We start from the raw sequence: 25091 nt of genomic DNA on the forward strand, positions 1-25091 counted from the left end.
TCATGAAAATAAATCAATTTAATATCAACACACAGCCCTTGCGTGGAAAACTTTAATCTTTCTAAAGGAAATTAGATTTGTTCCAGGGCTGTGTAACTTTGCCCATGGTTATATGATGTAAATTAAAGACCGTGCGAGCGGTCTTTTTGTTATGCCAAAAAAATCTATTTTCCATTAGGAGGAAACAAATTTGAACAAAACAAAGCTAGGATGGAATGATTATTTAAATCAAGAATATAAGAGTTATGAAGCATTGGGCTTTGCCGTTGGGAGAGTCATGCTAGAGCATAAAAGAATGTATAGAGTTGCTGCAGAAAATGGAGAGTGGTTAGCTGAAATTTCAGGGAAATACCGATACAGTGCTGTCGCGAAAGAAGATTTCCCTGCTGTGGGTGATTGGGTTGTAATCTCTGAAAGGCCTCTTGAGAAAAAAGCGACGATTCATGCAACATTGCCTAGATTCAGTAAATTTTCCAGAAAAGCAGCAGGGTTAGTGACAGAAGAGCAGATTGTTGCTGCAAATGTGGATACGGTATTTTTAGTGCAATCATTAAATGATGATTTCAATGCCAGAAGACTAGAAAGATATCTAATTATGGCTTGGGAAAGTGGAGCAAATCCTGTCATTGTACTAACCAAGGCAGATTTATGTGAAGATGTTGAGTCAAAACTAGCGCTTGTAGAAACGATTGCAATGGGCCTGCCAGTGCATGTGATCAGTGTCAAAGAAGAAATGGGAACAGAAGAGCTTAGGCAATATTTTGAAGAAGGAAAGACAGTTGCGTTGTTAGGCTCCTCAGGTACAGGCAAATCAACCCTGACCAATTATTTGATTGATGAAGACAAACAAGTTATTCAGGAAATACGTTCAGATGATGACAAGGGCCGTCATACAACAACCTATCGGGAGCTCTACTTATTACCACAAGGCGGTTTAATTTTAGATACACCAGGGATGAGAGAGCTACAGTTGTGGGAAGCAGATTCGGCATTAAGTCAAAGCTTTCAAGATGTTGAGATATTGGCGGAGCAATGCTACTTTCGTGATTGCAAACATAAGGGAGAACCAAACTGTGCTGTTAGAAATGCGATTGATAACGGAGAACTTCAACATTCAAGATTTCAAAGCTATCAAAAACTGCAAAAAGAACTTGCTTTCATTGAGCGAAAAAATGATAAGCAGGCGAAACTAGCAGAGAAGCAAAAGTGGAAAAAAATCTCATCCAACGCTCGTGACAGTAGAAAAAATAATGAATGAAGGCCGTTTTCGCAGACTTTGTGGCTACTGCTTCTAGATATGAAACACGCAATATTCGTCGTTGTCGTGCTCTTTTCATAGAAAAAATGTTAAGTTTATGACAATTTTTCTCGCTTAAAGATTGGAAAAAGTCTTAAAGCCGACTTTCTCATAAGTTTTTAGCAACAATCTTTTAGAAAAGAGCCTTTAGAAAAGAGCCTTAATGAAAAAAGCAGCTCTTCCGAGGGAAAGCTGCTTTTTCCTATGTTAAACTTAGGGATAAGTACGAACTGTTAGGCAGTGATACTTATCTTATCTATCTTTTTCATAAAGCTAATGGAAAGGGTGTTAAATCTATCACTCTCTTCAATGTTACAAACATGACCGCATTTTGGGATAATTTCCATCGCCGCATTTTCTTCTTGATTTGCATAAACCTCCGTGTTCTGTAAAAACATATGGTCTTCCGATCCAGAGATGTAGAGCTTTGGAATTTTATTTTTCGTCTCCTTTAACCGGTCATAAGTGGTATAGCCGTTTAATCCTGCCAATACCCAGCTAAGGTAGGTTTCTTTAGAGAGCTTGTAGGCTTCCTTAATAAAGGCCTTTCTAGAATCAGAATGGTTTTTCTTTGGTAAAAGAACCCTAGCAAAAATCCGGTACGGAACCATATGAGGAAGCGTTTTCCTTAGTGGATAAAATACCGAAAGACGGCAAAGGAATTCACCCCATTTTTTTAGCTTAGGGGTAGCTCCACCTAAAACCATAGATTTAATGATGGTGGGTTTGCGAAGAGCAATTTCTTGCATGATGATGGTGCCTAATGATACACCTACAAAGTGAGCCGTTTTTATGTTGAGCTGTTTTAATATTTCCATCGTTTTTTCAGCTGAATATTCAAAAAGGTCCACACCTTTAGGATATGGAGACTTCCCATGTCCTGGTAAATCCAAGAGAAGCAAATTATATTCAGAGCGAAAAGCTTTTAGTTGCTTATAAAAAATAGAAGAATTTCCGCCAAAGCCATGAAAAAAGACAACCCACTCTGTCGAATTTGGAGATGTTAGAGTTTTATAATACATATTGGTCCTCACTTATAAACGTTTTCAAATTAACATTTTAATACCCGAATATTCTACAAAAAAAACTTGCAAATTCAAGTATACACGCTCAAGAGCACATTACTCAACCTGCAAATTCTTACTATTTTGTGAATAGAATATAAAGGCTCTTTTCTAAAAGATTGTTGCTATTCATCTTGAAAACGTCCGCTTTAAGACTTTTTCTAATGATGATGCGAAATAAAATTGCCACATGTTTAAATCTTCCTCCACGAAAAGAGTACGACAGTAGCGTTAATCACGGGTGTCATAACTATACGCAAGTAACAATTAAGTTTGAGAAAATAGTTAAAACAAAAGATAACAAGATTAGGAGGGGAATAGGGTGCTTCAATCATATACAGATCCAGAAGCTTATATGGAAGGAACGTTATTATTTTCTGGCTCGCATTTAAGTGCAATTTGTATCTTTTTCATCTTAATTGCGCTGCTGTACATTTTCAAAAACAAACAATGGATGAAAACAAATGGCAGGCTGTTAATCCTAATTGCCCTTATTGGATCAGAGTTGTGGTTAAATTATTGGTACTTTGTAACAGGGATGTGGGACATTCGCTTTACTCTTCCATTTCAACTTTGTTCCATCAGCATCTATTTATGTACTTGGATGATCTGGAGTAAACAAAAATGGTCTTTTGAAATTGCTTATTTTCTCGGATTTGGTGGAGCATTACAGGCTATGATAACGCCAGAATTGTTCTATGATTTTCCGCACTTTCGCTTTCTTCACTTTTTCATTGCCCATATTGCCATTATCCTAGCGGTCTTTTACATGCTCTGGGTGGAGAAATATCATATTAATTTAAAATCCTTATGGAAAGCTTTTGGGGTGTTACAAATCATCGCGCTTATTGTTTTTTTTATCAACATGGCAACAGGTGGGAATTATATGTTTCTCGCAAGAAAGCCCTCGAATGCGAGTTTGATTGATTTACTTGGGCCATACCCTTGGTATATTTTAACGCTGGAATTGGTCGTTTTGCTAATCTTCTTCCTGTTATATTTACCAATTTATGTAAAGAGTAAGATAACTGCTGAAAACAAAAAACGTTTGGAGCGATAATGCCCCAAACGTTTTTAATATTTTCGAAGTGTTTTCATCACGTATTTGTATACACCAAAAAAAACGAGAGAAAAGACTACTATTACTAGCACATCAATTAAAATTCCCATTCAATTACAACCTCCGAGGCTTTTGCTTTTATTCTACTGTAAAATTGTAAGATTGCCTATCCCGTTTTTCAGCACAGTCTTAGCTCTTTTGAGAGTGCTTTTCGTTCATACCACGTCGATAGCAACTAAAAAAGCCAAAGATATGTTACACTAAAGGTAAGTCGCATATTGGAGGTGTCATCTTGAAAATCAATGTTTTTCTTGATGATAGTCGCAAATGTCCTGAAGGGTATATCCTCGCAGAAGACATTGACCAATGCCTCGCCTTGTTAGAGAATCATGCCATTGCGCATCTCTCTTTGGACCATGACTTGGTAAACAAGTATAGAAATGGTCTGCTTCTCGTAGAAAAAATGGTTGAGTACGAGCTGTATGCGGATCGGATTACAATTCATTCCGCAAACTCGGTTGGCAGTAAAGCAATGTATCATCGATTAAAAAAAGCACAACACGAAAACCAAATGCCATATGAAATTAAAGTTTATCTTCGACCGCTACCTCTTTAGGAAGAAACCCTACGAACGTTCTTTCATCATCCGCTTAAAGGATTCGTTCCACTATATAATTCGAATCTTCCATCATGATAAGATATCCATTTTAAACTACACCATCTATCAATTGGTGAACAAACAATGATTACAATGAAATTTTTATAAAAAAAACTGAGCGGATTCAACCACCGTTCAGTTTTTTCTATGTTTATCGTTTATTTTTTGTTGGAGGTGTCAATGCGCCTGCTAAAGTAGGTTTAATGGAGACGTCATTAAAGGATATACCAAATTGGACGGTAGTTTGCGCAATCTCCGGTCTGATGCCAGATAGTGTCGTTTTTACACCAATTAGGCTTAACGACTTTATAAGATTGAAGATTTGATCTGCCACATGCGTATCAATCATGACAACGCCTGAGAGGTCAATAAATAAATGATGGATTCCTTTTTCTCCGCACTGCTCAAGAGTATGCTCAAGAATAAATTTCGCTCGTGTGGTGTCAATATCACCGATAAGAGGAAGGAGCGCACGTTTATTATCCAACGCAATTACAGGTGAACTTAGTTCCTGAATCATCGCTTGTTGAGCTTCTAGACGGTTTGTGGAATACTTTTGATTTTCTTCTACAAACTTTAATACAACTTTATCAAATGCTCTCGTAACGACAGCCTTCCATATGAGTTCATTTTCTTTAGTTTCCCCTTGTTCCCGAACAAATTCAGTGATAAAGGAATGATACTGTTCTCTAACTCGAAAAAATTCACTTAGTATTTGATGAATAGGTGTTCTTTGATGTTGCTCGTCTTGTGCAATGGATAAAATCCAGACCTCAAAGTCTTTGAAAAATTTCTCTTCTTCTTCAACAAATACTTTGCAAAGCTGTAAATGAAACTCATAATTTTGTCTCTTTAGCGTTTTAATAATCTCCGGGTTTGTTGCAGCATATACTCCCGAAGAATTTTTTTTATCCAGTGATTCATACCATTCTTCTGTTAATACCTTTGCCTTATTTAATAAATAGTCATGCAAATCCCTGTTTCGATGCATGTCCATACCCCCTAACTGTTGAATAATACCCAAAATACAATGATAGTAAACCTTTGTTAATACCCTTTTTTATAATCTACAATATTTTTTAACTCAAAATCGTGTTGAAGGTACTTTTTTAAATTTGGAAAAAACAGTTCCTCCATTACTCTTTTTGTATAGTTCTCTGTGGAGCCTGCTGTATGTGGAGTGATGATGACATTTTCCATTTCCCATAATGGATTTTCTTGTTCCAGTGGTTCTGTAACAAACACATCCAAGCCCGCACCAGCTATCTCTTTTGTTTGAAGGGCTCTTATCAAAGCTTCCTCTTCCACTACTTCTCCGCGACCAATATTAATGAAGAAGGCTGAATTTTTCATTAGTTGAAAGGCTTTTTGATCAAATAATCCTTTTGTTTCCGGTGTTAAAGGTAAAGTTAAGACAACATAATCGCAATGTGGCAATATATCGTCAAGCTGATTTGGAGTGAACATTTCATCTACATTCTCAGCAGGCTGTCCAGAATGTCTGACACCTAGAACCTTCATTCGAAATGCTTTGGCAATACGGGCTGTTTCCTGACCAATTGCTCCGACTCCAATTATTCCGATTGTTTTTTCATGCAACTCCATACTCATATGGGCATGATGCCATTTTTTTTCACGTTGCTGATTGACGTAGGTATGTATTTTTCTTGTCATACTAAGCATTAATGCAAAAATTGTTTCAGAAATGGGATAGGCGTGAACACCATTGGCGCTTGTTAAAAGAATCTCTTTCTCTGCCATTTTAGCTAATGGCATGCTATTTACACCAGCACTCCAAGATTGTAGCCAACGAAGTTTTGCGTCTTTATTCAAAACATAAGCTTCAAGCTCTTTTTTCCACCCTACAATAATTTCGGCATCTTTAATATGAGGAGACCATACTTCTTTTTCTTTTCCAGCGATAATGGTCCAATTAGGAAGGAGTGTTTCCATACCTTTTAAGTAATTTTCTCCAATATTATGTGTAATGAGCAAAAGTCTGTTCGACATCTACGTCCAATCTCCTTTTTAGAGTGATACCACTATATTATCAGATAATAATCACTTTTTTGAAATTTAAGGACTAGTTTTCGAGGATTAATTAGATATTTGTCGAAAGGTAATAGAGAAAAGAATAGGGAGGTAAGGTATATGAATATGCAAAACGTTGTTGCACTAGTGACAGGTGGTGCATCAGGTCTAGGAGAGGCTACGGTGAGAAATGTGGTAGCCAAAGGCGGAAGGGCCATCATAGTGGATCTCTCGGAGGATAGAGGGAGGATGCTTCAAGAGGAATTGGCAGATACAGTAATATATGTAAGAGCAGATGTAACGAAAGATGAAGAAATAAAAGCGGCATTAAGTGCGGCAGAACGAAAATTTGGATATATAAATGCATTGGTTAATTGTGCGGGTGTAGGTGTTGCGCAAAAAGTATTAACCAGAAACGGACCACATTCTCTCGAAGATTTTTCGAAAGTGATCTCTATTAATCTGATTGGTACGTTTAATGTTATCCGACTTACAGCTGAAAAAATGAAAGAGAACGAGCCTAACGATAAAGGGGAGCGTGGCGTCATTATTAATACAGCTTCTGTTGCTGCCTTTGAAGGGCAAATAGGACAGGCCGCCTATTCGGCATCAAAGGGTGGCGTTGTAGGCATGACACTTCCAATCGCCCGTGAGTTTGCAGCGTTTGGAGTCCGTGTGATGACTATTGCTCCTGGTTTATTTCATACACCGATGTTCGACTCACTTCCAAAGGAAGCGAGAGATTCATTAGGGAAAATGGTGCCATTTCCTTCTAGGTTAGGCTATCCAGAAGAATATGCTCAATTAGTACAAAGTATTTTGGAAAACCCAATGTTAAATGGAGAAACCATTAGACTTGATGGGGCCATTCGAATGCAGCCAAAATAATTTCTGCTAGAAAGAGGGAATTCGGGCTCATTTGAAGAAGTGAGATATTACATGCATAGACCTACTGAAATAAATGGAAAAGAGGTGGATAGATTTGAAATCGCTTTCAAACAAACAGAAGCAACGAGAGCATCCATATTTAACAGAAGAGCATCATCAATTCAGAAAGACGTTCCGCAAATTCCTTGAAAAAGAAGCCCTCCCTTATTATGAGCAGTGGGAGGAGGATCGCATTATTCCCCGATCCTTTTGGTCGAAAATGGGTGAGCAGGGTTATCTTTGTCCAGATATTGAAGAACGTTTTGGCGGTAGTGAAACAGACTGGGCTTATTCCGTTATTATTAATGAGGAATTGGAAAGAGTTGGAACAGGGTTAATAGGAGTTGCGCTTCATAATGATATTGTGGTTCCTTATATTACCTCCTTCGGAACAGAGGAGCAGAAAAATCGCTGGTTGCCTTCATGTACAACTGGTAAAACAATCACGGCCATTGCCATGACTGAGCCAGGGACAGGTTCAGACCTTGCGAATATTAAGACTACTGCTCGTCTTAAAGGGGACCACTATGTCGTTAATGGGACAAAAACGTTCATCACAAACGGAATACATGCAGACCTTGTTGTAGTCGCAGTAAAAACAGATACAGAGATAAGGCCCCAGCATAAGGGAGTTAGTCTTTTAGTGATTGAGCGAGATAATCCAGGATTTTCAAGGGGAAGAAAGCTAGATAAAGTAGGACTTCATTCTCAAGATACAGCAGAGTTGTTTTTTGAAGATTGCATCGTTCCAAAGGAGAATCTATTAGGGGAGGAAGGGAAGGGCTTTCTTTACCTTATGGACAAGCTTCAACAGGAGAGATTGCTCGTTGCCATTGGAGCTCAAATTGCCTCGGAGGATATGCTTCATTCTACCATTGACTATGTGAAAAGCAGAGAAGCTTTTGGTCAAAGAGTTAGTCAATTCCAAAATACTCAGTTCAAAATTGCTGAAATGGCAACAGAAGTGGAAATGGGACGAGCATTTCTTGACCAGCTTATTGCTGATCATATGGCAGGGGAGAATGTAGTCACAAAAGTATCCATGGCGAAATGGAAGCTTACAGAGATTGCAAGAAACATAGCCACTCAATGCATGCAGCTACATGGTGGATACGGCTTTATGGAAGAATATAAGATTGCCAGAAGATATCGAGATATTCCGGTAGCTAGTATTTACGCTGGAACAAACGATATTATGAAAACAATAATTGCCAAAAACTTAGGATTGTAATAGAAGGGAGCTTTGCAGCATGAGAGAAGTTGTCATTGTGGAAGGAGTACGAACACCTGTTGGAAGAAGGAAGGGCTTGTTAAAAGATTACCGTCCCGATGATTTAGCAGGAGTTGTGTTAAAGGAGCTTGTGACACGTGTTGGAATTGATGCAGCTCTTGTGGAGGATGTTATCTTTGGGTGTGTCACTCAATCTGGTGAGCAGGCAGGCGATATTGCTAGAGTAGCAGCGCTGATTGCTGGCTTTCCAATCGAGGTACCCGGTACCACTCTTGACCGACAATGTGGATCCTCCCAGCAGGCAGTGCACTTTGCAGCTCAAGCAATTCTAGCAGGGGATATGGATATTGTCATTGCCGGTGGAGTAGAAAACATGACAAGAGTACCGATGGGATCTAATTACCAAAAGGCCCCATTCAGTGACAAGCTTCAGGAAAAATACGAAATGATTAATCAAGGTCTATCTGCAGAAAGAATTGCAGAGAAATACGGATTTACAAGAGAAGAATTGGATACTTTCTCCTATCATAGTCATCAAAAAGCTTTAAATGCACAAGCAGCGGGTTATTTTGAACGAGAGATTATGCCGTTGGAGCTTATTTTAGAGGATGGCAGCAAGTTTATCATGAAGGAAGATTCTGGACCGAGAAAAGAAACTTCTGTGGAAGCATTAGGTACGTTGAAAACCGTTTTTAAAGAGAATGGAGTCATACATGCAGGCAACGCTAGTCAAATTAGTGACGGAGCAGCGGCATTATTACTTATGACAAAAGAAAAGGCTCAGGAACTCGGACTCAAGCCCCGTTTTAAGGTTCACACACGTGTGGTGGTCGGATCTGACCCAACCTTAATGTTGACAGGTCCTATTCCTGCAACAGAAAAGGTACTAAAAAAATCGGGTTTGTCATTGGAAGACATCGATGTATTTGAGGTAAATGAAGCCTTTGCTCCTGTTCCGATGGCTTGGCTAAAAGAAACCGGGGCAGATCCAGCCAAATTGAATCCTAATGGTGGTGCAATAGCGCTCGGTCATCCACTGGGTGCAAGTGGTGCTAGGATCATGATTAGTATGATGCATGAGCTGGAAAGAACAGGAGGCAAATATGGCCTGCAGACGATGTGTGAAGGACATGGCATGGCAAATGCAACAATTATAGAAAGACTAGATTCCTAAATTATAAGGAGCTTCTTAACCATGGTGCAGAAAATGCTAGAGGGAGTAAAGATTCTTGATTTTACGAACTACCTACCAGGGCCATTTGCCACACAACGTTTAAGTGAGCTCGGTGCGGAGGTCATTAAGGTGGAACCTCCATTAGGTGACCCAGCCCGTCATACAGGTGTGAAAAAAGATGGAACTAGTGTTGTCTATTTAGCAAATAACGCTGGTAAGAAAAGCATTTTTATTAATTTAAAAGAAGCAGATGCCAAACATGAATTGAAATATTATCTTTCTTCCTCTGACGTGATGGTGGAAAGCTTCCGGCCAGGAGTAATGGGAAGGTTTGGTTTAAGCTATGAAGATATTCAAAAAATAAACCCTAACATGGTGTATTGCTCGATTTATGGCTATCGTAATGAAGAACCGTGGTCTTTATTGGGCAGTCACGACATTAATTATATGGCTCTAAGTGGTGTGTTGGCACAACTTAAGGATGATAAAGGGAAACCGGTTCATCCTTCCATCACATTTGCTGATTATTTTGGGAGCATGGCAGCCTGTGAAAAAATCCTCGCTGCATTAGTTCAAAAAGAACGAACAGGAATAGGAGGCTATCATGCTATATCTCTCACAGATTGTATGACATCCATTATGGGAGTACATACCATGATTCATCAGCTAACTGGAGAGGAAGATGGAATAAAAGAGTTAAATGGGAACCTAGTTTGCTATGGGCTATACAAAACGAAGGATGCTCGGTTTATGGCATTAGGTGCTTTAGAGGAAAAGTTTTGGAGTAATTTTTGTAAAGCCGTTAACAGAGAAGAGTGGATCTCTGCACATTTTTCCGCTCGACATGAAAGTAATCTTTTCTCTAAAGAGATGGAACAACTCTTTTGGAGTAAAAGTTTTTCAGAATGGATGCAATTTAGCTTGAATGTAGACTGCTGTCTCACTCCTGTTTTAGAAGTGGGAGAGCTCGCACAATTTCCTTATTATCAAAATGTGAAAAATTTTGAAAGGGGTAATGTATGATGATGAATGTACCAATGACAGTTAGTTCGATGCTGGAAAGAGCGGAGAGATTCTTTCCAAACAAAGAGGTTGTTTCTAGAACGTTAACTGGTGTCCAAAGGCTGTCTTATCGTAAAATTGGCGAAAGAACACGGAGGCTATCCAGTGCATTGGAGAAAATTGGAGTACAAAAAGGCGATAGGGTTGGAACGTTTGCATGGAATCACCACAGACATTTAGAAGCTTATTTTGGTATCCCAGGTATGGGCGCTGTGCTGCATACGATTAATATTCGGTTAGCGCCAGAGCATGTCACCTATATTGTCAATCATGCAGAGGACTCTGTATTGCTAGTGGATGAAGATCTCCTCCCGTTAATAGAAAGAGTAAAAGACCAACTTTCAACAGTCAAAGCATTCATCATCATGACAGATAAAGAAAAGATACCTACCACCTCTTTGCATCCGGTTTTTTCTTACGAAGATCTATTAGAAACAGCCGATCCTAATTACGCTTTTGTAAAAGACATAGATGAAAATGACCCAGCTGGTATCTGCTATACCTCTGCAACAACTGGTAATCCAAAAGGAGTAGTGTATTCTCACCGTTCACTTGTTCTTCATAGCTTTGCCCTTGGTTTAGCTGATACGGCTGCGCTTTCTGAATATGACGTATGCATGCCGGTAGTTCCGATGTTTCATGCTAATGCTTGGGGTTTGCCTTTTGCGGCTACTTGGTTTGGTACCACTCAAGTTCTACCAGGCCCACAATTCACTCCACAATTGCTGGCTGAAATGATCGAAAAGGAGAAAGTAACCGTAACCGCAGGAGTACCAACCATTTGGCTAGGCTTATTAAATGAACTGGAGAAAGGCTCTTATGATACCTCTAGTTTACGTGCCATATTATGTGGAGGTTCAGCTGCACCAAGAGGAATGATTAAAGCATTTGAAACGAAGTATGGCATTCCATTCCTTCATGCGTATGGCATGACAGAAACAACCCCTCTTGCAACAGTGTCTAGGCTTAAGAGTCATCAAACGGAGCTTGACGAAGAGAAAATGCTTGATATCCGTTCCATGCAGGGATTATTAGTTCCAGGCTTAGAAATGAAGGTCATTGGTGCAGAAGGAGAAGTAGAATGGAATGGGGCGGAAATGGGTGAGCTATGCTTGCGAGGCCCTTGGATTGCCGATGAATATTATAAGGATGAGCGCTCAGCTGATGCTTTTGTGGATGGTTGGCTTCATACAGGAGATGTGGTCACGATTGATCCTGAAGGCGTAGTAAAAATTGTGGACCGAACAAAGGATTTGATAAAAAGTGGGGGAGAATGGATTTCCTCTGTAGATCTTGAAAATGCGATTATGGCGCACGAAGCAGTATTTGAAGCAAGTGTAGTTGCTCTCCCCCACGAGGAATGGCAGGAACGACCTGTTGCGTGTGTGGTTCTGAAGGATGCCTATAAGGGGAAAGTGGAAAAAAGAGAAATAATAGATTTCATCGCTCCTCAATTTGCCAAATGGTGGCTACCCGATGAAGTGATTTTCATGGAAGAAATTCCAAAAACGTCCGTGGGGAAATTTTTAAAGAGAGCGCTTAGAGATATCGTGGAAAAAGAAATGAAAAGCACAGTCGAATAATAAAAGGCTTTTTTTCGCTAACTTTGTTTCTGTTGTGCATATTAATTTTTCCCATTAGCAACATTGTTGACCTGCTTTTTTTGCGGGAGATTTAAATATGTTCCTATTATTTTTTCATAAAGATTGGAAAAGTCTTAAACCAGACTTTTCCTGGTAAATAACAACAATTTTTTAGAAAGAGCCTAATAAAAAACAGGACTTCTGTAAAAGGGAGTCCTGTTTTTTGTCCTTAATAGTGGTAAAATATAGGCAACTGTTGGAAAAAATGGGGGATCACGATGAAGAAAGTCGTATTAGCTGGAGGAACGGGGTTTATTGGGCGTTACTTAGAAGAAAAATTTAAAAACGAGGGATATCAGGTCCTGATAATTTCAAGGCAAGAACAGCATATTTCCTGGACTAATAAACAAGCGATTTCAGAAGCCGTGAATGGAGCAGAAATGGTGATAAATTTAGCAGGAAAATCCGTCGATTGCCGTTACAACGAAAAAAACAAACAAGAAATTTTCGACTCGCGCACCGAAACAACAAAAATTTTAGGAGAGGCAATAACGGCTGCAAAGGTCCAACCGGAACTATGGATCAATTCAAGCACAGCAACAATCTATCGGCACGCAGAAGATCACCCGATGACAGAGGAAACAGGAGAAATCGGGAAAGGATTTTCTGTAGAAGTTGCCAAAGCATGGGAAAAGTCATTTTTTGATTTTGACTTAGCAGAAACAAGGCAGGTTGCTCTAAGGATCGCCATAGTACTTGGTAATGATGGAGGTGTGATGACGCCTTTTAAGAATTTAGTAAAGTTTGGGCTTGGAGGTGTTCAGGGACCAGGAACCCAAATGTTTAGCTGGATACATATTGAAGATGTTTACCAAATCATTTTATATCTAAAAGCAAGAAAAGATCTTTCTGGAGTATTTAATTGTTCTGCACCTAATCCTATTTCGAATAAAGAATTTATGAAGGTGTTGCGTTTGAAAATGAATAGAAAATTAGGTTTACCCTCACCAACATGGATGTTAGAGCTAGGAGCAGTCGTTATTAGAACGGAAACGGAATTAATCTTAAAAAGCAGGTGGGTAGTGCCGGAGAGATTGCTTCAAAATGGCTTTACCTTTCGATATCCTACAATTGAAGAAGCTCTTAAAGAGATTATTTCATAGAATATAAGATTGTTTTACTCCACTTCTTTTGGGGAATACCTCCATTAGGAGAAAGGAGAAGATTTCATGAATCTAACTACGGATGAAAAAAAACACTTTAAAGAGAAATTAGAAAAGATGAAAGAAAATATAGAGTCAAAACAAGGGCAGAGTGTACGGGAACAATCATTAAAAGAGTCAACTGGCGAAATCACTTCAGGGATAGGTAATCATTTGGCAGAAGGGAATGCAGAGCGAGTAGAAAGAGAACAGGAGCAAACCTTTGAACAAATAGATGAACGATTACTTGAAGAAATTGAGGATGCACTGGAACGATTGGAAGAAGGCACATTTGGTATTTGCGTGGATACAGGGGAAGAGATTCCCTATGAACGCTTAGAAGCAATTCCTTATGCCAAACGTACCGCAAGCGCGCAAGAGAAATTTGATAAAGGATTATAACTTCCAATACAACATAACTACCCAATTTGTTCAAAAAAGTCCATGTGAATAGTCGAAAAAGTGCATAGCTATCTAGCATATCTCCATCTATAATATTAGTGGAAATCATTAATTGAAACGAAAATGGAAGAGTACTCTACTGAAAAGGCTGACGAAGTTTGTCAGCCTTTTATTAACATGGAATGGAGGGTGAAATGGAACTTGGACAACAGAAAATGGGATTGGAAGCAGATGGAACACTATTTTTACATTTCCAAGGAGAATAAAGCGAATCTTGTCTGGGAATGTAGTTTAACAGATATCATTAACGAAGATAATCTACATAAATTGATAACACTATATGGAGAGGGAATCAGGGCAGACAATCATAGTGTAACGTCTATGTATTTGGCTGGCTGGTTTGGATATTTATGTGGCTGGATGCATTTTTTGCAAAGTCAATCTCAGTATATACAACCATCTTACATAACTGTTCAGCTTTACAGAACAGCTAAAGGCACCATGCTGCTCTCTTTCACTATCAATGAGAAACATTTGGTCCCTTTAACGAATGCAAATGTACTATTCTCTTTTTATGAAAGTGTGATGACTCCTTTGTATATAAAAATGAGTGAACAATTTGATACAAATTTACAACATATGTGGTATCAAGCTACACACAGTCTTTATTGGATCTCTCATCGTATGATACATTCGACCAAACCTCTTAACCAAAAAACTTTTGTGAGTTATGAACAAGCATTGGAAACCTTTAAGAACGATGCTCTCCCGGAATTGTTCGGTGCTTCTACCAAGAAAAATCCGTATACAAAAAAATTAATATTTATTGATAATCCATGGGATATACAAGATCCACTGCCATTAAAACCATCGTGTTGTCTTGCTTACCAAACCAAAGGAGGACATTTTTGCTATACTTGTCCAAAAATGAAGAAAACAGAGCGTGAGAAAAAATTTCATGAAGTAATGGAAAAGCACACTACAACTGGATAAAGTTGCGGTGTGCTATTTTTTTTTGGCAAATTGTATAGTGACAACGAATATTTACATGTTGTACAATAATTCACAATATTCATTTTGTTATTTGTAAAAATAAGGTAATGATTCCTGCGAAAGGAGCGACTTCCATGACGAAAGTATTGCAAGATAGGGTATCAGCAATGGAAATTCAACAAGCATATGAGGTGCTAAAAGACGTAGTTATCAAAACACCGCTTCAGCTTGACCCGATTTTATCAGAGCGTTATAACTGTAAAGTCTATCTAAAAAGAGAGGATCAACAAGTTGTCAGGTCCTTTAAATTAAGAGGAGCCTTTTATCTTGTTCAAAGTTTAACTGAAAAACAACGTGAAAAAGGAGTAGTGTGTGCTAGCGCCGGCAACCATGCTCAAGGTGTAGCGTATGCGTGTAAAAAGCTAGAAATAAGAGGAAAAATATTTATGCCAACTACCACTCCAAGACAAAAAGTATCAAAAGTCGAATTTTTTGGAGGGGAATTCACAGAAGTTATTCTCATTGGCGACACATATGACGACTCCTATCACCATGCTAGAAAGGTTTGTGAGGAGCAAGAAATGAAGTTTATTCATCCATTTGACGATAAGCTGACGATAACTGGACAGGGAACTGTCGGGCTTGAAATAGAGGAGCAGCTGACAGAAGAGTGTTCTCATGTATTTATGAGTATTGGCGGTGGTGGTCTTATTTCAGGAGTGGGTTCCTACTTTAAAGAAAAAAGACCAGAAGTGAAAATGGTGGGTGTCGAGCCATTTGGAGCACCAAGTATGAAACAATCATTAGCTGAAAATCAGGTAGTAGCCCTTCAAGAGATTGATAGTTTCGTTGATGGTGCAGCTGTAAAAAAAGTGGGTGATCTTCCGTTTGAGCTAGCAAAGGAACTCATTGATGATATCATTGTTGTACCTGAAGGGAAGGTATGTACTACTATTCTTGATTTATACAATGAAAATGCCATAATTGCTGAACCAGCCGGCGCTATGCCTATTGCAGCTCTAGATTTTTACAAAGAGCAAATTAAAGGAAAGTCTGTCGTTTGTATTTTGAGTGGAGGAAATAATGATTTGGACCGAATGCAAGAGATGAAAGAACGGTCTCTTATCTATGAAGGCCTAAAGCATTATTTTATCGTAAATTTTCCACAACGTGCCGGCGCCTTAAGAGAATTTATGGAAGATGTCCTAGGAGAAACGGACGATATAACCCGTTTTGAATACACAAAGAAAAATAATCGAGATAAAGGACCTGTGCTGGTTGGAGTGGAGCTTAGAGAACCTGACGACTATTTTTCCTTGATTGATCGAATGGATAGAAAAGGTTTTGCCTACATTGAAATCAATAAAGATAAGCAGCTGTTTAATTTATTGATATAGCTTTTTAATACCGGTATAAGAAGGACGAGGAATTCTCGTTCTTTTTTTTAAGCTCTTTTCTAAAAGCTTGTTGCTAAAAACATAAGAAAAAGTCGGCTTTAAGACTTTTTCCAACCGATTATATAAAATTTCCTCCACGAGCACTTCAGCAACGTCGATCACGTATTGATTAACTATACCCCTGTAGCAATAAAGTTTACGAAAACAGTCTTTTTTTATTTTGAATGAAAAATGAGCCCTGTAAAAAAAATTGACAAACTTTTGTAAGCGGTTTCTTTGTTATAACAGTAATTATGAAAGCGTTTTAATGTTATCTGTAAAATTAGAATTATCTGAAATTAAGTGTTGACCTCCTGTGTGGACGGTATTAAAATAACAACAACTCAAGGAAATATTGATAACTGAAATAACCTTTTTCATATCAGGAGGGTGTCTAGGGTTCCGGTGCTCAAAGCATGTCTGGTCCGAGCGATACCAGCACAATTCAATTTAGAATTCGTGTACACCGTGAGGAAAAAAGCCTCTGCGGATAGGTTCTGATGGACGCATGTCGTTCTTTCAACCTGGCCAAGAGGCAACTTTTTAACCTGTAAGTGTCAGAATATTCAAAAAACAAAAAACAGAAAAGAGGAGATTACAATGTGTAGATACATCTATATGAATGGTGAGCTAGTAGAAAAAGAAAAGGCAGTTGTATCTGTATATGATCACGGATTCTTATATGGCGACGGTGTTTTTGAAGGAATCCGAATGTATAACGGAAATGTGTTCCGCCTAAAAGAGCATTTGGAAAGACTTTATGATTCAGCAAGATCTGTGCTTTTGAATGTCCCCTACACCATGTCTGAACTCGAGGAAATTATTGCGGAGACCTTAAGGAAAAATGAATTGCACGATACCGCGTATATTCGTTTGGTCCTATCAAGAGGAGTCGGCGATCTCGGTTTAGATCCCACTAAATGCAAAACTCCAAACTTAATTGTCATTGCTGAGCAGCTGGCATTATTCCCAAAAGAGCTTTATGACGTAGGAATTAGAATGGTGACGGTTCCTACAAGAAGAAATCGCCCAGATATTTTAAGTCCAAAAGTGAAATCCCTAAATTATTTGAACAATATCATGGTCAAAGCCGAAGCAAATATGGCCGGAGCTGATGAGGCCCTCACATTAAACACAGAAGGGTACGTTGCAGAAGGCTCTGGACAAAATATTTTCATTCTTAAAGGCAATAAGCTTCTTACCCCACCAAGCTACGTAGGCGCGCTTGAAGGAATTACAAGAAACGCAATCATCGAACTTGCTGGGGAAATGGGATATGACGTACAGGAGCAGCCCTTTACTAGACATGATGTGTATGTAGCTGATGAGGTATTTCTTACTGGTACTGCTGCTGAAGTAATTCCAGTAATTTCTTTAGATGGAAGAGAGATTGCAGATGGAACACCAGGTAAAGAAACACATAAAATCTTAGACCGTTTCCGCCAAATGGTAGTGGAGGATGGCTATAAAGTATATCCAGAAGAGTCGAAGGTCGGGTGGGAAATTAGCGGTGGAGTGCTTTTAGGAGAAGCATTAAACCATTAAAAACATCTAAAAAAGTAGTAAGGTGGCCGCAAATAAACGGCCACCTATAAAGGAGAGTCACAGCCTATGAGAAGTAATACAATCAAACGGGGTATTGATAGAGCGCCTCATCGCAGCTTGTTACATGCAGCGGGAGTTAAACCGGAAGATATGGATAAACCATTTATTGGTGTCTGTAATTCTTATGTGGATATCATTCCAGGACATATGCATCTGAATAAATTTGCCGAAGTAGTAAAGGAAGCGATTCGCGAAGCAGGTGGGGTACCATTTGAATTTAATACCATTGGTGTTGATGATGGAATAGCCATGGGACATATTGGAATGAGGTATTCGTTACCAAGCAGAGAACTTATTGCAGATTCGGCAGAGACCGTCATTAATGCGCATTGGTTTGATGGTGTGTTTTATATTCCAAACTGTGACAAAATTACCCCTGGGATGCTAATGGCTGCGGCAAGAACGAATGTGCCGGCTGTATTCGTATCCGGTGGACCGATGGAAGCAGGAAGGACAAAGGACGGAAGGCCACTTTCGCTTGTTTCTGTTTTTGAAGGTGTTGGAAGTGTACTTTCTGGAAAAATGTCTCGAGAAGAGCTACTTGAAATCGAATCCAGTGCTTGTCCAACTTGTGGGTCTTGCTCGGGAATGTTCACAGCAAACTCCATGAATACGTTAATGGAAATGCTTGGAGTTGCTCTACCTGGTAACGGTACCATGGTGGCAACATCTAATGAACGTCACAATCTAATCAAGGAAGCTGCCAAGCATTTAATTCGTCAAATAGAGGATGATGTCAGACCGAGGGATATAATCACCAAGGAAGCAATTGATGATGCATTTGCTCTTGATATGGCAATGGGGGGTTCGACGAATACAGTCTTACATACCCTTGCAATCGCGTATGAGGCTGGCATTGATTATAAGCTAGAAGATGTTAATAAAATTGCAGAACGGGTTCCATACTTGTGCAAGGTCAGCCCTGCTTCAGATTATTCGATGCAAGATGTTCATGAGGCAGGTGGAGTTAGTGCCATCATTAAAGAATTATGTCAGATTGAAGGCGCGATCCATCCAGAACGACTCACGATTTCAGGTAAACCAATCGGGGAGGTAGTAGCACAAGCTGAAATTGTAAATAGTGAGGTTATTCGAAAACAAGATAATCCGTATAGCCCTGTTGGTGGATTAAGTATTCTCTTTGGTAACCTGGCACCAAATGGCGGCGTCATTAAAGTTGGTGCTGTTGACCCTTCTATAAAAACCTTTACTGGAGAAGCAATTATTTATGAATCACAGGAAGAAGCGCAACAAGGCATTGACAGCGGAGAAGTTAAAGAAGGTCATGTGGTGGTTATCCGCTATGAAGGTCCAAAAGGCGGACCGGGTATGCCAGAGATGCTAGCTCCCACCTCCTCCATTGCTGGACGTGGATTGTCTACAAAGGTTGCACTGATCACGGATGGAAGATTTTCCGGCGCTACTAGAGGCATTTCAATTGGACATATCTCACCAGAAGCTGCAGAAGGAGGACCCATCGCTTTTGTGAAAAATGGGGATGTGATTCAAATTGATTTAACTGCGCGTAGCATCCATCTTTTAGTGGAAAAGGAAGAGCTGGAAAAACGAAAAGAAAACTGGAAACAGCCTGAGCCTAAGGTGAAAAGTGGATATCTGGCCAGATATTCCGCACTCGTTACCTCTGCCAATACAGGAGGCGTTTTAAAAGTATAAACAAAAATGAGGAGGTGGAGAACAATTGACTAAGGGTGACCACAATGGCACGAAAGTAGCACATAGACTTATGACGGGATCAAGAATGATAGTAGAAGCTCTCAAAGAAGAAGCAGTGGAAGTGATTTTTGGTTATCCAGGGGGAGCAGTGCTCAATATTTATGATGCCTTATACGACGGGGGCATTCCTCATCTATTAACAAGACACGAGCAAGGAGCCATTCATGCAGCAGAAGGATATGCAAGAATAACTGGCAAGCCCGGTGTGGTTATTGCGACTTCTGGTCCAGGTGCGACAAATATTGTGACAGGTCTTGCAGATGCAATGATGGATTCCCTTCCCTTAGTAGTCATCACGGGCCAGGTGAATTCTCAGGTACTCGGATCTGATGCCTTCCAAGAGGCGCCGACACTTGGTATTTCCATGCCGATTACTAAGCATAATTTTCAGGTGCAGGACGTGAAAGAGCTACCGCGAATCTTTAAAGAAGCTTTTCATATCGCAGCTACCGGCAGACCAGGACCAGTACTGATTGACATTCCAAAGGATGTGACAGCTGTATCTGGTATTTTTGATTACACAAAGGAAGTTCATCTTCCGGGCTATAAGTTACAAATAGAGCCTGATGGGAAAGCAGTTCGGAAAGTAGCCACCGCCATAAAACAGGCGAAAAAACCGGTAATTTTAGCTGGAGCAGGCGTGCTCCATAGTAAAGCGACAGAAGTTTTAAAAAACCTTGTCGCTAAAACTACCATTCCTGTAGTGAACACTTTGCTTGGACTGGGATGCTTTCCTAGTGATCACCCTTTGTTTCTTGGAATGGCAGGAATGCATGGGACCTACACGGCGAACATTGCCTTATACGAAGCTGATTTAATAATAAATATTGGAGCAAGGTTTGATGATCGACTTACAGGCAACCTACAAGAATTTGCAAAGTTTGCCCAAGTTGTTCATTTTGATATTGATCCTTCTGAGATTGGAAAAAATGTTCCAACAGATTATCCCGTCATTGGGGATGCAAGAAAGTCTATAGAGCTTCTCTTAACGGAGCTTTCTGAAAGTGGAGAAACAGGAGAGTGGCTAGAGAGGCTTTTCTGTTTAAAAGAAGAATACCCTTTATGGTACAAAGAGGATGACCAAACCTTTAAACCTCAAAAACTAGTGGAATTAGTCCACGAGATGACAAAGGGAGAGGCTATTGTCACAACAGATGTTGGTCAGCACCAGATGTGGACGGCTCAATTTCACGGCTTTCAAAAACCAAACAAATGGGTCACTTCTGGAGGCCTTGGAACGATGGGATTTGGGCTTCCTGCTGCAATTGGTGCACAAGTGGCAGAGCAGGATGCAGTAGTTGTTGCCATTCTAGGAGATGCTGGTTTTCAAATGACCTTACAGGAACTTGCCGTATTAAAAGAATATAAGCTCCCCGTTAAAGTGGTGCTCGTAAACAATCAATCTATGGGAATGGTACGACAATGGCAACAGCTATTCTATCAGGAGCGTTACTCAGAATCTTTGCTGCCTAATCAACCTGATTATATTAAGCTATCAGATGCCTTTGGGATTAAAGCAGCACTTGTACACAATGAAGCAGAATTCCGTGCAGCATTTGCGGAAGCTCTCTCTTTGGATGAAGCTTTCCTGATAGATTGCAGAGTTACACAACTGGAAAATGTTTACCCAATGATTGCTCCTGGTAAGGGAATTCAAGAAATGGAAGGTGTGAAGCCATGAAGCGGACACTGTCACTATTAGTCAACAATCAGCTTGGTGTGTTAAATAGGTTGACCAATTTGTTTTTACGGAAAGGAATGAACATTGAAAGCCTTGCAGTTGCTCCAGTAAATGAATCTTCTATTTCCATGATGACCATTGTCGTAAAGGTAGTAGAGGAGCAGGAGGTAGAAAAAATAAAGCTACAACTTGATAAACAAATCGATGTGATACAAATTACTGATATATCCGAACAAATTGCTATGACAAATTGACAGAATCTTCAATTAAAAGGAGGAGCATTAATGGGAGCAAAAATGTACTATAACGATGATATCTCACAAGCGGCATTAAACGATAAAAAGGTGGCAGTTGTCGGTTATGGGTCACAAGGGCATGCTCATGCACAAAATTTAAGAGATAGTGGCGTGGAGGTTGTCGTGGGTGTTCGGCCAGGTAGTTCATGGGAAAAGGCAAAAGCAGACGGATTTTCAGTTTTCTCAGTAGGAGAAGCAGTAGCACAAGCCGATGTTATCATGGTTCTTCTTCCAGATGAGAGACAGCCAGAGGTATTTAAACAAGAAATAGAGCCTCATTTAACCACAGGAAAAGCCCTTGCTTTTGCACATGGATTTAATGTTCATTTTCATCAAGTTGTCCCCCCAGAAGATGTGGATGTATTCCTTGTAGCACCAAAAGGTCCAGGACATCTTGTCAGAAGAGTTTATGAAGAAGGTGGCGGTGTTCCGGCGTTGTTTGCTGTTCATCAAGATGCAACGGGAACAGCAAAAGCGGTAGCTCTCGCTTACACGAAAGCAGTGGGAGCTGGGAGAGCGGCTGTAATGGAAACCTCCTTTAAAGAAGAAACAGAAACAGATTTATTCGGAGAGCAGGCAGTGTTATGTGGAGGAACAACTTCACTCGTAAAAGCAGGTTTTGAAACCCTGGTGGAAGCGGGCTATCAACCAGAAGTTGCCTACTTTGAATGCTTGCATGAATTAAAGCTCATTGTGGATCTTTTATATGAATCCGGTTTAGAGGGAATGCGCTATTCCATTTCTGATACTGCACAATGGGGAGATTTTACTGCAGGACCTAGAGTCGTAAATGAAGATACGAAAAAAGAAATGCAAAAAATTCTTTCAGAAATCCAATCAGGTCAATTTGCCAAGGGCTGGGTTCTTGAAAATCAGGCAAATCGCCCAATGTTCCACAGCATCAATGAGCAGGAAAATCAACACCCACTCGAGGTGGTAGGAAGGGAGCTCCGCAGCAAAATGCCATTCATTCAATCGAAAAAGAAAGGAGTGGTTGGCAGTGCGAAAGGTTGACATTTTTGATACAACCCTAAGAGACGGAGAACAGTCAGCTGGAGTAAACCTTCATCCTCATGAAAAGCTTGAGATTGCCCTGCAGCTTGAAAGATATGGAGTAGATATTATGGAGGCAGGTTTTCCTGCCTCCTCCTATGGAGATTTTCAAGCGGTACAACAAATTGCAAAAGCAGTCAAGCGCACGCGGGTTGTAGGACTTGCTAGATCGATGAAATCTGATATTGACGCAGTCTATGAAGCTGTGAAGGATGCAGAAATGAATGGTGTGCATGTGTTTTTAGCTACTTCTCCTATTCATATGGAACATAAATTAAAGAAAAAACCAAAAGAAGTAGTGGATACAGCTGTAAAAGCAGTAGAATATGCTTCTAAGCTTTTCGATCATGTGCAATGGTCTGCAGAAGATGCCACAAGAAGTGAATGGCCGTTTTTGGCCCATATCATCGAAAAAGTAATTGACGCAGGAGCGAAGGTGGTCAACCTACCTGATACTGTAGGCTACACCACTCCTGAGGAATATGCTCGTTTAATCACTTACATCAAAGGGCATGTACCGAACATTCATAAAGTGAAGCTTTCTGCTCATTGTCATGATGACTTAGGCATGGCGGTATCCAACTCATTGTCGGCAATAAAAAGTGGAGTCGATCAAATCGAAGGAACCATCAATGGGATTGGAGAACGGGCAGGAAATGCGTCACTAGAGGAAATTATCGTTGCTCTCCAAATCAGAAAAGATGTTTATGGAGTAGAAACAAATATTGATTTAGCTCAAACTGTTCGAACGAGCAACCTTGTCAGTAAATTAACAGGAATGATGGTTCCACAAAATAAAGCAGTGGTAGGGGCAAATGCCTTTGCCCATGAATCAGGTATTCATCAAGATGGTGTATTGAAAAACAAAAGCACCTATGAAGTGATTAATCCTGAAATGGTAGGCCTTCATTCCAATAAGATGGTTCTTGGAAAACATTCAGGAAGCCATGCTTTTAAACAGAGATGTGAGGAACTTGGATTGTTTTTAAAAGAAGAAGAAGGCAAAAAGCTCTTTAAGGCCTTTAAGGATTTAACGGTGAAGAAAAAGGAAGTTACAGAGGATGATATTTTTGCATTAATGATGGATTCTTCTGTTAAAGGACTGTTTCCTCATTACCGAATGGAAACCCTACAGATTTCTTATGGTTCCAACATTATTCCAACCACCACCATTGCTATAAAAACGGAAGATGGTAGTATCTTGCAGGAATCTGCCACTGGCAAGGGAAGTGTGGAGTCTGTTTATAACACTATTTCTCGCATTCTTGACAAAGAAATTTCCTTATTAGACTATCGCATTCAATCTACCACCAACGGCAGTGATGCGTTAGCGGAGGTTTATGTGAAAATTAATTGCGATGGTCATGTATCTAATGGAAGAGGAGTAGAGCATGATGTGCTAGAAGCTTCAGCTAAAGCTTATTTAGATGCAGTAAATCGTCTATCCATTAAAGAAAAATTTTCAAGATACGCAACCAAAGGAGTCGAGGTAGGGTGAGTCATTTCAAGTTAGCAGTGTTACCAGGAGATGGAATAGGACCGGAAGTAACAAGAGAGGCAGTGCTGGTACTAGAAGAGGTTGCCAAGCATTTTCGCCATACATTTCAAATTCAGTATGGTCTCATTGGAGGAGTTGCTGTCGACAAGACGGGAACTCCTCTTCCATCAGAAACGGTTGAATTGTGTCAAAAAAGTGATGCCATTCTTTTAGGGGCAGTAGGTGGACCAATGTGGGATGATCTTCCGCCTGAAAAAAGGCCAGAAGCAGGCTTACTCGGAATCAGGAAAGCTCTTAACCTCTACGCAAATATCCGACCCGCAAAACTCTATGATGCTCTTGTGCAAGCCTCCCCATTGAAAAGCGAAAATGTCATTGGTACAGATATTGTCATTGTCAGAGAGCTTACAGGAGGGATCTATTTTGGCACCCCACGGGAGAGAAGAAATGGGGAAGAAGGGCTGGAGGCTATTGACACTTTATCTTATACGGAAAAGGAAATAGAAAGAATTATTCGTAAAGGTTTTGAAGTGGCACAAAGTAGAAGGGGAAAGCTCACGTCTGTAGACAAGGCTAATGTCCTTGAAAGCAGCCGACTTTGGAGAGAGGTAGCAAACCGCCTAGCAGAAGAATTTCCGGATGTAGAGCTTGACCACATGCTTGTTGATAATGCTGCCATGCAGTTAATTAGAGATCCAAGAAAATTTGACGTAATAGTGACGGAAAATATGTTTGGAGACATTTTAAGTGATGAAGCTTCCATGCTAACTGGTTCACTTGGTCTGCTCCCATCGGCAAGCATTGGAGAAACTGGATTAGGACTTTATGAACCAATCCACGGTTCAGCTCCAGATATTGCTGGGCAAGAAAAGGCAAATCCGCTCGCAACCATCCTTTCAGTAGCCATGCTTTTTAGGCATTCTCTAAAACTTGAACAAGAGGCAGCATTTCTAGAGGCAGCGGTTCATACAGCGCTTGAAGCTGGTAATCGTACAAGTGATATTGCATCCGATTGGGAAGGAGTTCTTACAACAGCTCAAATGGGTGAAGCGGTAAGAAGGTACCTAAGGACACCTATACAGAATGGATAAATAGGATGAGGAA

22 protein-coding genes are annotated in these 25091 nt (G+C 40.0%); 19 read left to right on the top strand and 3 right to left on the bottom strand.

The window, feature by feature from the left end; translation table 11 throughout:
• Positions 1-253: 253 nt before the first annotated feature.
• Positions 254-1258 (top strand): ribosome small subunit-dependent GTPase A, encoded by a 1005-nt coding sequence (gene rsgA / locus FIU87_RS07815; RefSeq protein ID WP_253905577.1) that lies wholly within the window; start codon positions 254-256, stop codon positions 1256-1258.
• A gap of 272 nt (positions 1259-1530) precedes the next feature.
• On the opposite strand, the gene FIU87_RS07820 is transcribed toward rsgA, so the two are convergent.
• Complete coding sequence (locus FIU87_RS07820; protein ID WP_152444065.1) at positions 1531-2319, bottom strand: alpha/beta fold hydrolase; 789 nt, start codon at positions 2317-2319, stop codon at positions 1531-1533.
• A 364-nt stretch (positions 2320-2683) separates the two neighbouring features.
• Here FIU87_RS07820 and FIU87_RS07825 point away from each other — a divergent pair, with 364 nt between their 5' ends.
• Both FIU87_RS07825 and FIU87_RS07830 read left to right on the top strand, forming a co-directional pair.
• Complete coding sequence (locus FIU87_RS07825) at positions 2684-3421, top strand: YwaF family protein (RefSeq protein WP_253905537.1); 738 nt, start codon at positions 2684-2686, stop codon at positions 3419-3421.
• A 292-nt stretch (positions 3422-3713) separates the two neighbouring features.
• Positions 3714-4037, top strand: coding sequence for a cyclic-phosphate processing receiver domain-containing protein (locus tag FIU87_RS07830; RefSeq protein ID WP_253905538.1), 324 nt, complete (start codon positions 3714-3716; stop codon positions 4035-4037).
• A gap of 193 nt (positions 4038-4230) precedes the next feature.
• Here the strand turns inward: FIU87_RS07830 and FIU87_RS07835 are convergent, their stop codons facing one another.
• Together FIU87_RS07835 and FIU87_RS07840 are read right to left on the bottom strand one after the other, a co-directional pair.
• Positions 4231-5070 (bottom strand): STAS domain-containing protein, encoded by an 840-nt coding sequence (locus tag FIU87_RS07835; RefSeq protein ID WP_152444067.1) that lies wholly within the window; start codon positions 5068-5070, stop codon positions 4231-4233.
• Positions 5071-5126: 56 nt separating this feature from the next.
• Entirely contained in the window at positions 5127-6089 is a 963-nt protein-coding gene (locus FIU87_RS07840) for a D-2-hydroxyacid dehydrogenase (RefSeq protein ID WP_152444068.1), read from the bottom strand.
• Between the two features lie 141 nt (positions 6090-6230).
• Here FIU87_RS07840 and FIU87_RS07845 point away from each other — a divergent pair, with 141 nt between their 5' ends.
• The 16 genes from FIU87_RS07845 (at position 6231) to leuB (ending at position 25078) form a co-directional block, all read left to right on the top strand.
• Positions 6231-6998 carry a 3-hydroxyacyl-CoA dehydrogenase gene (locus FIU87_RS07845; RefSeq protein ID WP_152444069.1) on the top strand — a complete coding sequence of 256 codons (768 nt, stop codon included), beginning with the start codon at positions 6231-6233 and terminating at the stop codon, positions 6996-6998.
• A gap of 73 nt (positions 6999-7071) precedes the next feature.
• Positions 7072-8268 carry an acyl-CoA dehydrogenase family protein gene (locus tag FIU87_RS07850; protein WP_152444070.1) on the top strand — a complete coding sequence of 399 codons (1197 nt, stop codon included), beginning with the start codon at positions 7072-7074 and terminating at the stop codon, positions 8266-8268.
• Between the two features lie 19 nt (positions 8269-8287).
• Complete coding sequence (locus FIU87_RS07855) at positions 8288-9442, top strand: thiolase family protein (RefSeq protein ID WP_152444071.1); 1155 nt, start codon at positions 8288-8290, stop codon at positions 9440-9442.
• A gap of 21 nt (positions 9443-9463) precedes the next feature.
• Complete coding sequence (locus tag FIU87_RS07860) at positions 9464-10465, top strand: CaiB/BaiF CoA transferase family protein (protein ID WP_152444072.1); 1002 nt, start codon at positions 9464-9466, stop codon at positions 10463-10465.
• Entirely contained in the window at positions 10465-12087 is a 1623-nt protein-coding gene (locus FIU87_RS07865; RefSeq protein ID WP_172971155.1) for a long-chain fatty acid--CoA ligase, read from the top strand. Before FIU87_RS07860 ends, FIU87_RS07865 begins: the two co-directional genes overlap by 1 nt.
• A gap of 278 nt (positions 12088-12365) precedes the next feature.
• Positions 12366-13250, top strand: coding sequence for a TIGR01777 family oxidoreductase (locus tag FIU87_RS07870; protein ID WP_152444074.1), 885 nt, complete (start codon positions 12366-12368; stop codon positions 13248-13250).
• Between the two features lie 66 nt (positions 13251-13316).
• The gene (locus FIU87_RS07875; RefSeq protein ID WP_152444075.1) at positions 13317-13691 is read left to right on the top strand and encodes a TraR/DksA family transcriptional regulator; all 375 of its coding nucleotides are present in this window, start codon (positions 13317-13319) and stop codon (positions 13689-13691) included.
• A 123-nt stretch (positions 13692-13814) separates the two neighbouring features.
• A complete protein-coding gene (locus FIU87_RS07880; protein WP_152444076.1) occupies positions 13815-14684 on the top strand; it encodes a (2Fe-2S)-binding protein in 870 nt (289 codons plus the stop codon).
• Positions 14685-14818: 134 nt separating this feature from the next.
• Positions 14819-16081, top strand: a complete 1263-nt coding sequence (gene ilvA, locus FIU87_RS07885) for a threonine ammonia-lyase IlvA (RefSeq protein WP_152444077.1) — start codon at positions 14819-14821, stop codon at positions 16079-16081.
• Positions 16082-16720: 639 nt separating this feature from the next.
• Entirely contained in the window at positions 16721-17665 is a 945-nt protein-coding gene (ilvE, locus tag FIU87_RS07890; RefSeq protein WP_152444078.1) for a branched-chain-amino-acid transaminase, read from the top strand.
• Between the two features lie 66 nt (positions 17666-17731).
• Positions 17732-19399 carry a dihydroxy-acid dehydratase gene (ilvD, locus tag FIU87_RS07895; protein ID WP_152444079.1) on the top strand — a complete coding sequence of 556 codons (1668 nt, stop codon included), beginning with the start codon at positions 17732-17734 and terminating at the stop codon, positions 19397-19399.
• A gap of 70 nt (positions 19400-19469) precedes the next feature.
• Complete coding sequence (ilvB, locus tag FIU87_RS07900) at positions 19470-21140, top strand: biosynthetic-type acetolactate synthase large subunit (RefSeq protein WP_152446469.1); 1671 nt, start codon at positions 19470-19472, stop codon at positions 21138-21140.
• Positions 21137-21394, top strand: a complete 258-nt coding sequence (gene ilvN, locus FIU87_RS07905; protein WP_152444080.1) for an acetolactate synthase small subunit — start codon at positions 21137-21139, stop codon at positions 21392-21394. Before ilvB ends, ilvN begins: the two co-directional genes overlap by 4 nt.
• Before the next feature lie 30 nt (positions 21395-21424).
• Positions 21425-22450, top strand: a complete 1026-nt coding sequence (ilvC, locus tag FIU87_RS07910; protein WP_152444081.1) for a ketol-acid reductoisomerase — start codon at positions 21425-21427, stop codon at positions 22448-22450.
• Entirely contained in the window at positions 22437-23987 is a 1551-nt protein-coding gene (locus FIU87_RS07915) for a 2-isopropylmalate synthase (RefSeq protein WP_152444082.1), read from the top strand. Before ilvC ends, FIU87_RS07915 begins: the two co-directional genes overlap by 14 nt.
• Entirely contained in the window at positions 23984-25078 is a 1095-nt protein-coding gene (leuB, locus tag FIU87_RS07920; RefSeq protein WP_152444083.1) for a 3-isopropylmalate dehydrogenase, read from the top strand. Before FIU87_RS07915 ends, leuB begins: the two co-directional genes overlap by 4 nt.
• The last annotated feature ends 13 nt before the right edge of the window (positions 25079-25091 follow it).

It is taken from the genome of Bacillus sp. THAF10 (assembly GCF_009363695.1).
Lineage (GTDB): Bacteria > Bacillota > Bacilli > Bacillales > Bacillaceae_I > Sutcliffiella_A.

What these genes read in the sequence shown, in the direction of transcription:
- FIU87_RS07820 (WP_152444065.1), bottom strand. Translation starts at nt 2,319, where the DNA reads ATGTATTATAAAACTCTAACATCTCCAAATTCGACAGAGTGGGTTGTC.
- FIU87_RS07835 (WP_152444067.1), bottom strand. Translation starts at nt 5,070, where the DNA reads ATGCATCGAAACAGGGATTTGCATGACTATTTATTAAATAAGGCAAAG.
- FIU87_RS07840 (WP_152444068.1), bottom strand. Translation starts at nt 6,089, where the DNA reads ATGTCGAACAGACTTTTGCTCATTACACATAATATTGGAGAAAATTAC.
- FIU87_RS07845 (WP_152444069.1), top strand. Translation starts at nt 6,231, where the DNA reads ATGAATATGCAAAACGTTGTTGCACTAGTGACAGGTGGTGCATCAGGT.
- FIU87_RS07850 (WP_152444070.1), top strand. Translation starts at nt 7,072, where the DNA reads ATGGAAAAGAGGTGGATAGATTTGAAATCGCTTTCAAACAAACAGAAG.
- FIU87_RS07855 (WP_152444071.1), top strand. Translation starts at nt 8,288, where the DNA reads ATGAGAGAAGTTGTCATTGTGGAAGGAGTACGAACACCTGTTGGAAGA.
- FIU87_RS07860 (WP_152444072.1), top strand. Translation starts at nt 9,464, where the DNA reads ATGGTGCAGAAAATGCTAGAGGGAGTAAAGATTCTTGATTTTACGAAC.
- FIU87_RS07865 (WP_172971155.1), top strand. Translation starts at nt 10,465, where the DNA reads ATGATGAATGTACCAATGACAGTTAGTTCGATGCTGGAAAGAGCGGAG.
- FIU87_RS07870 (WP_152444074.1), top strand. Translation starts at nt 12,366, where the DNA reads ATGAAGAAAGTCGTATTAGCTGGAGGAACGGGGTTTATTGGGCGTTAC.
- FIU87_RS07875 (WP_152444075.1), top strand. Translation starts at nt 13,317, where the DNA reads ATGAATCTAACTACGGATGAAAAAAAACACTTTAAAGAGAAATTAGAA.
- FIU87_RS07880 (WP_152444076.1), top strand. Translation starts at nt 13,815, where the DNA reads ATGGAAGAGTACTCTACTGAAAAGGCTGACGAAGTTTGTCAGCCTTTT.
- ilvA (WP_152444077.1), top strand. Translation starts at nt 14,819, where the DNA reads ATGACGAAAGTATTGCAAGATAGGGTATCAGCAATGGAAATTCAACAA.
- ilvE (WP_152444078.1), top strand. Translation starts at nt 16,721, where the DNA reads ATGTGTAGATACATCTATATGAATGGTGAGCTAGTAGAAAAAGAAAAG.
- ilvD (WP_152444079.1), top strand. Translation starts at nt 17,732, where the DNA reads ATGAGAAGTAATACAATCAAACGGGGTATTGATAGAGCGCCTCATCGC.
- ilvB (WP_152446469.1), top strand. Translation starts at nt 19,470, where the DNA reads ATGACGGGATCAAGAATGATAGTAGAAGCTCTCAAAGAAGAAGCAGTG.
- ilvN (WP_152444080.1), top strand. Translation starts at nt 21,137, where the DNA reads ATGAAGCGGACACTGTCACTATTAGTCAACAATCAGCTTGGTGTGTTA.
- ilvC (WP_152444081.1), top strand. Translation starts at nt 21,425, where the DNA reads ATGGGAGCAAAAATGTACTATAACGATGATATCTCACAAGCGGCATTA.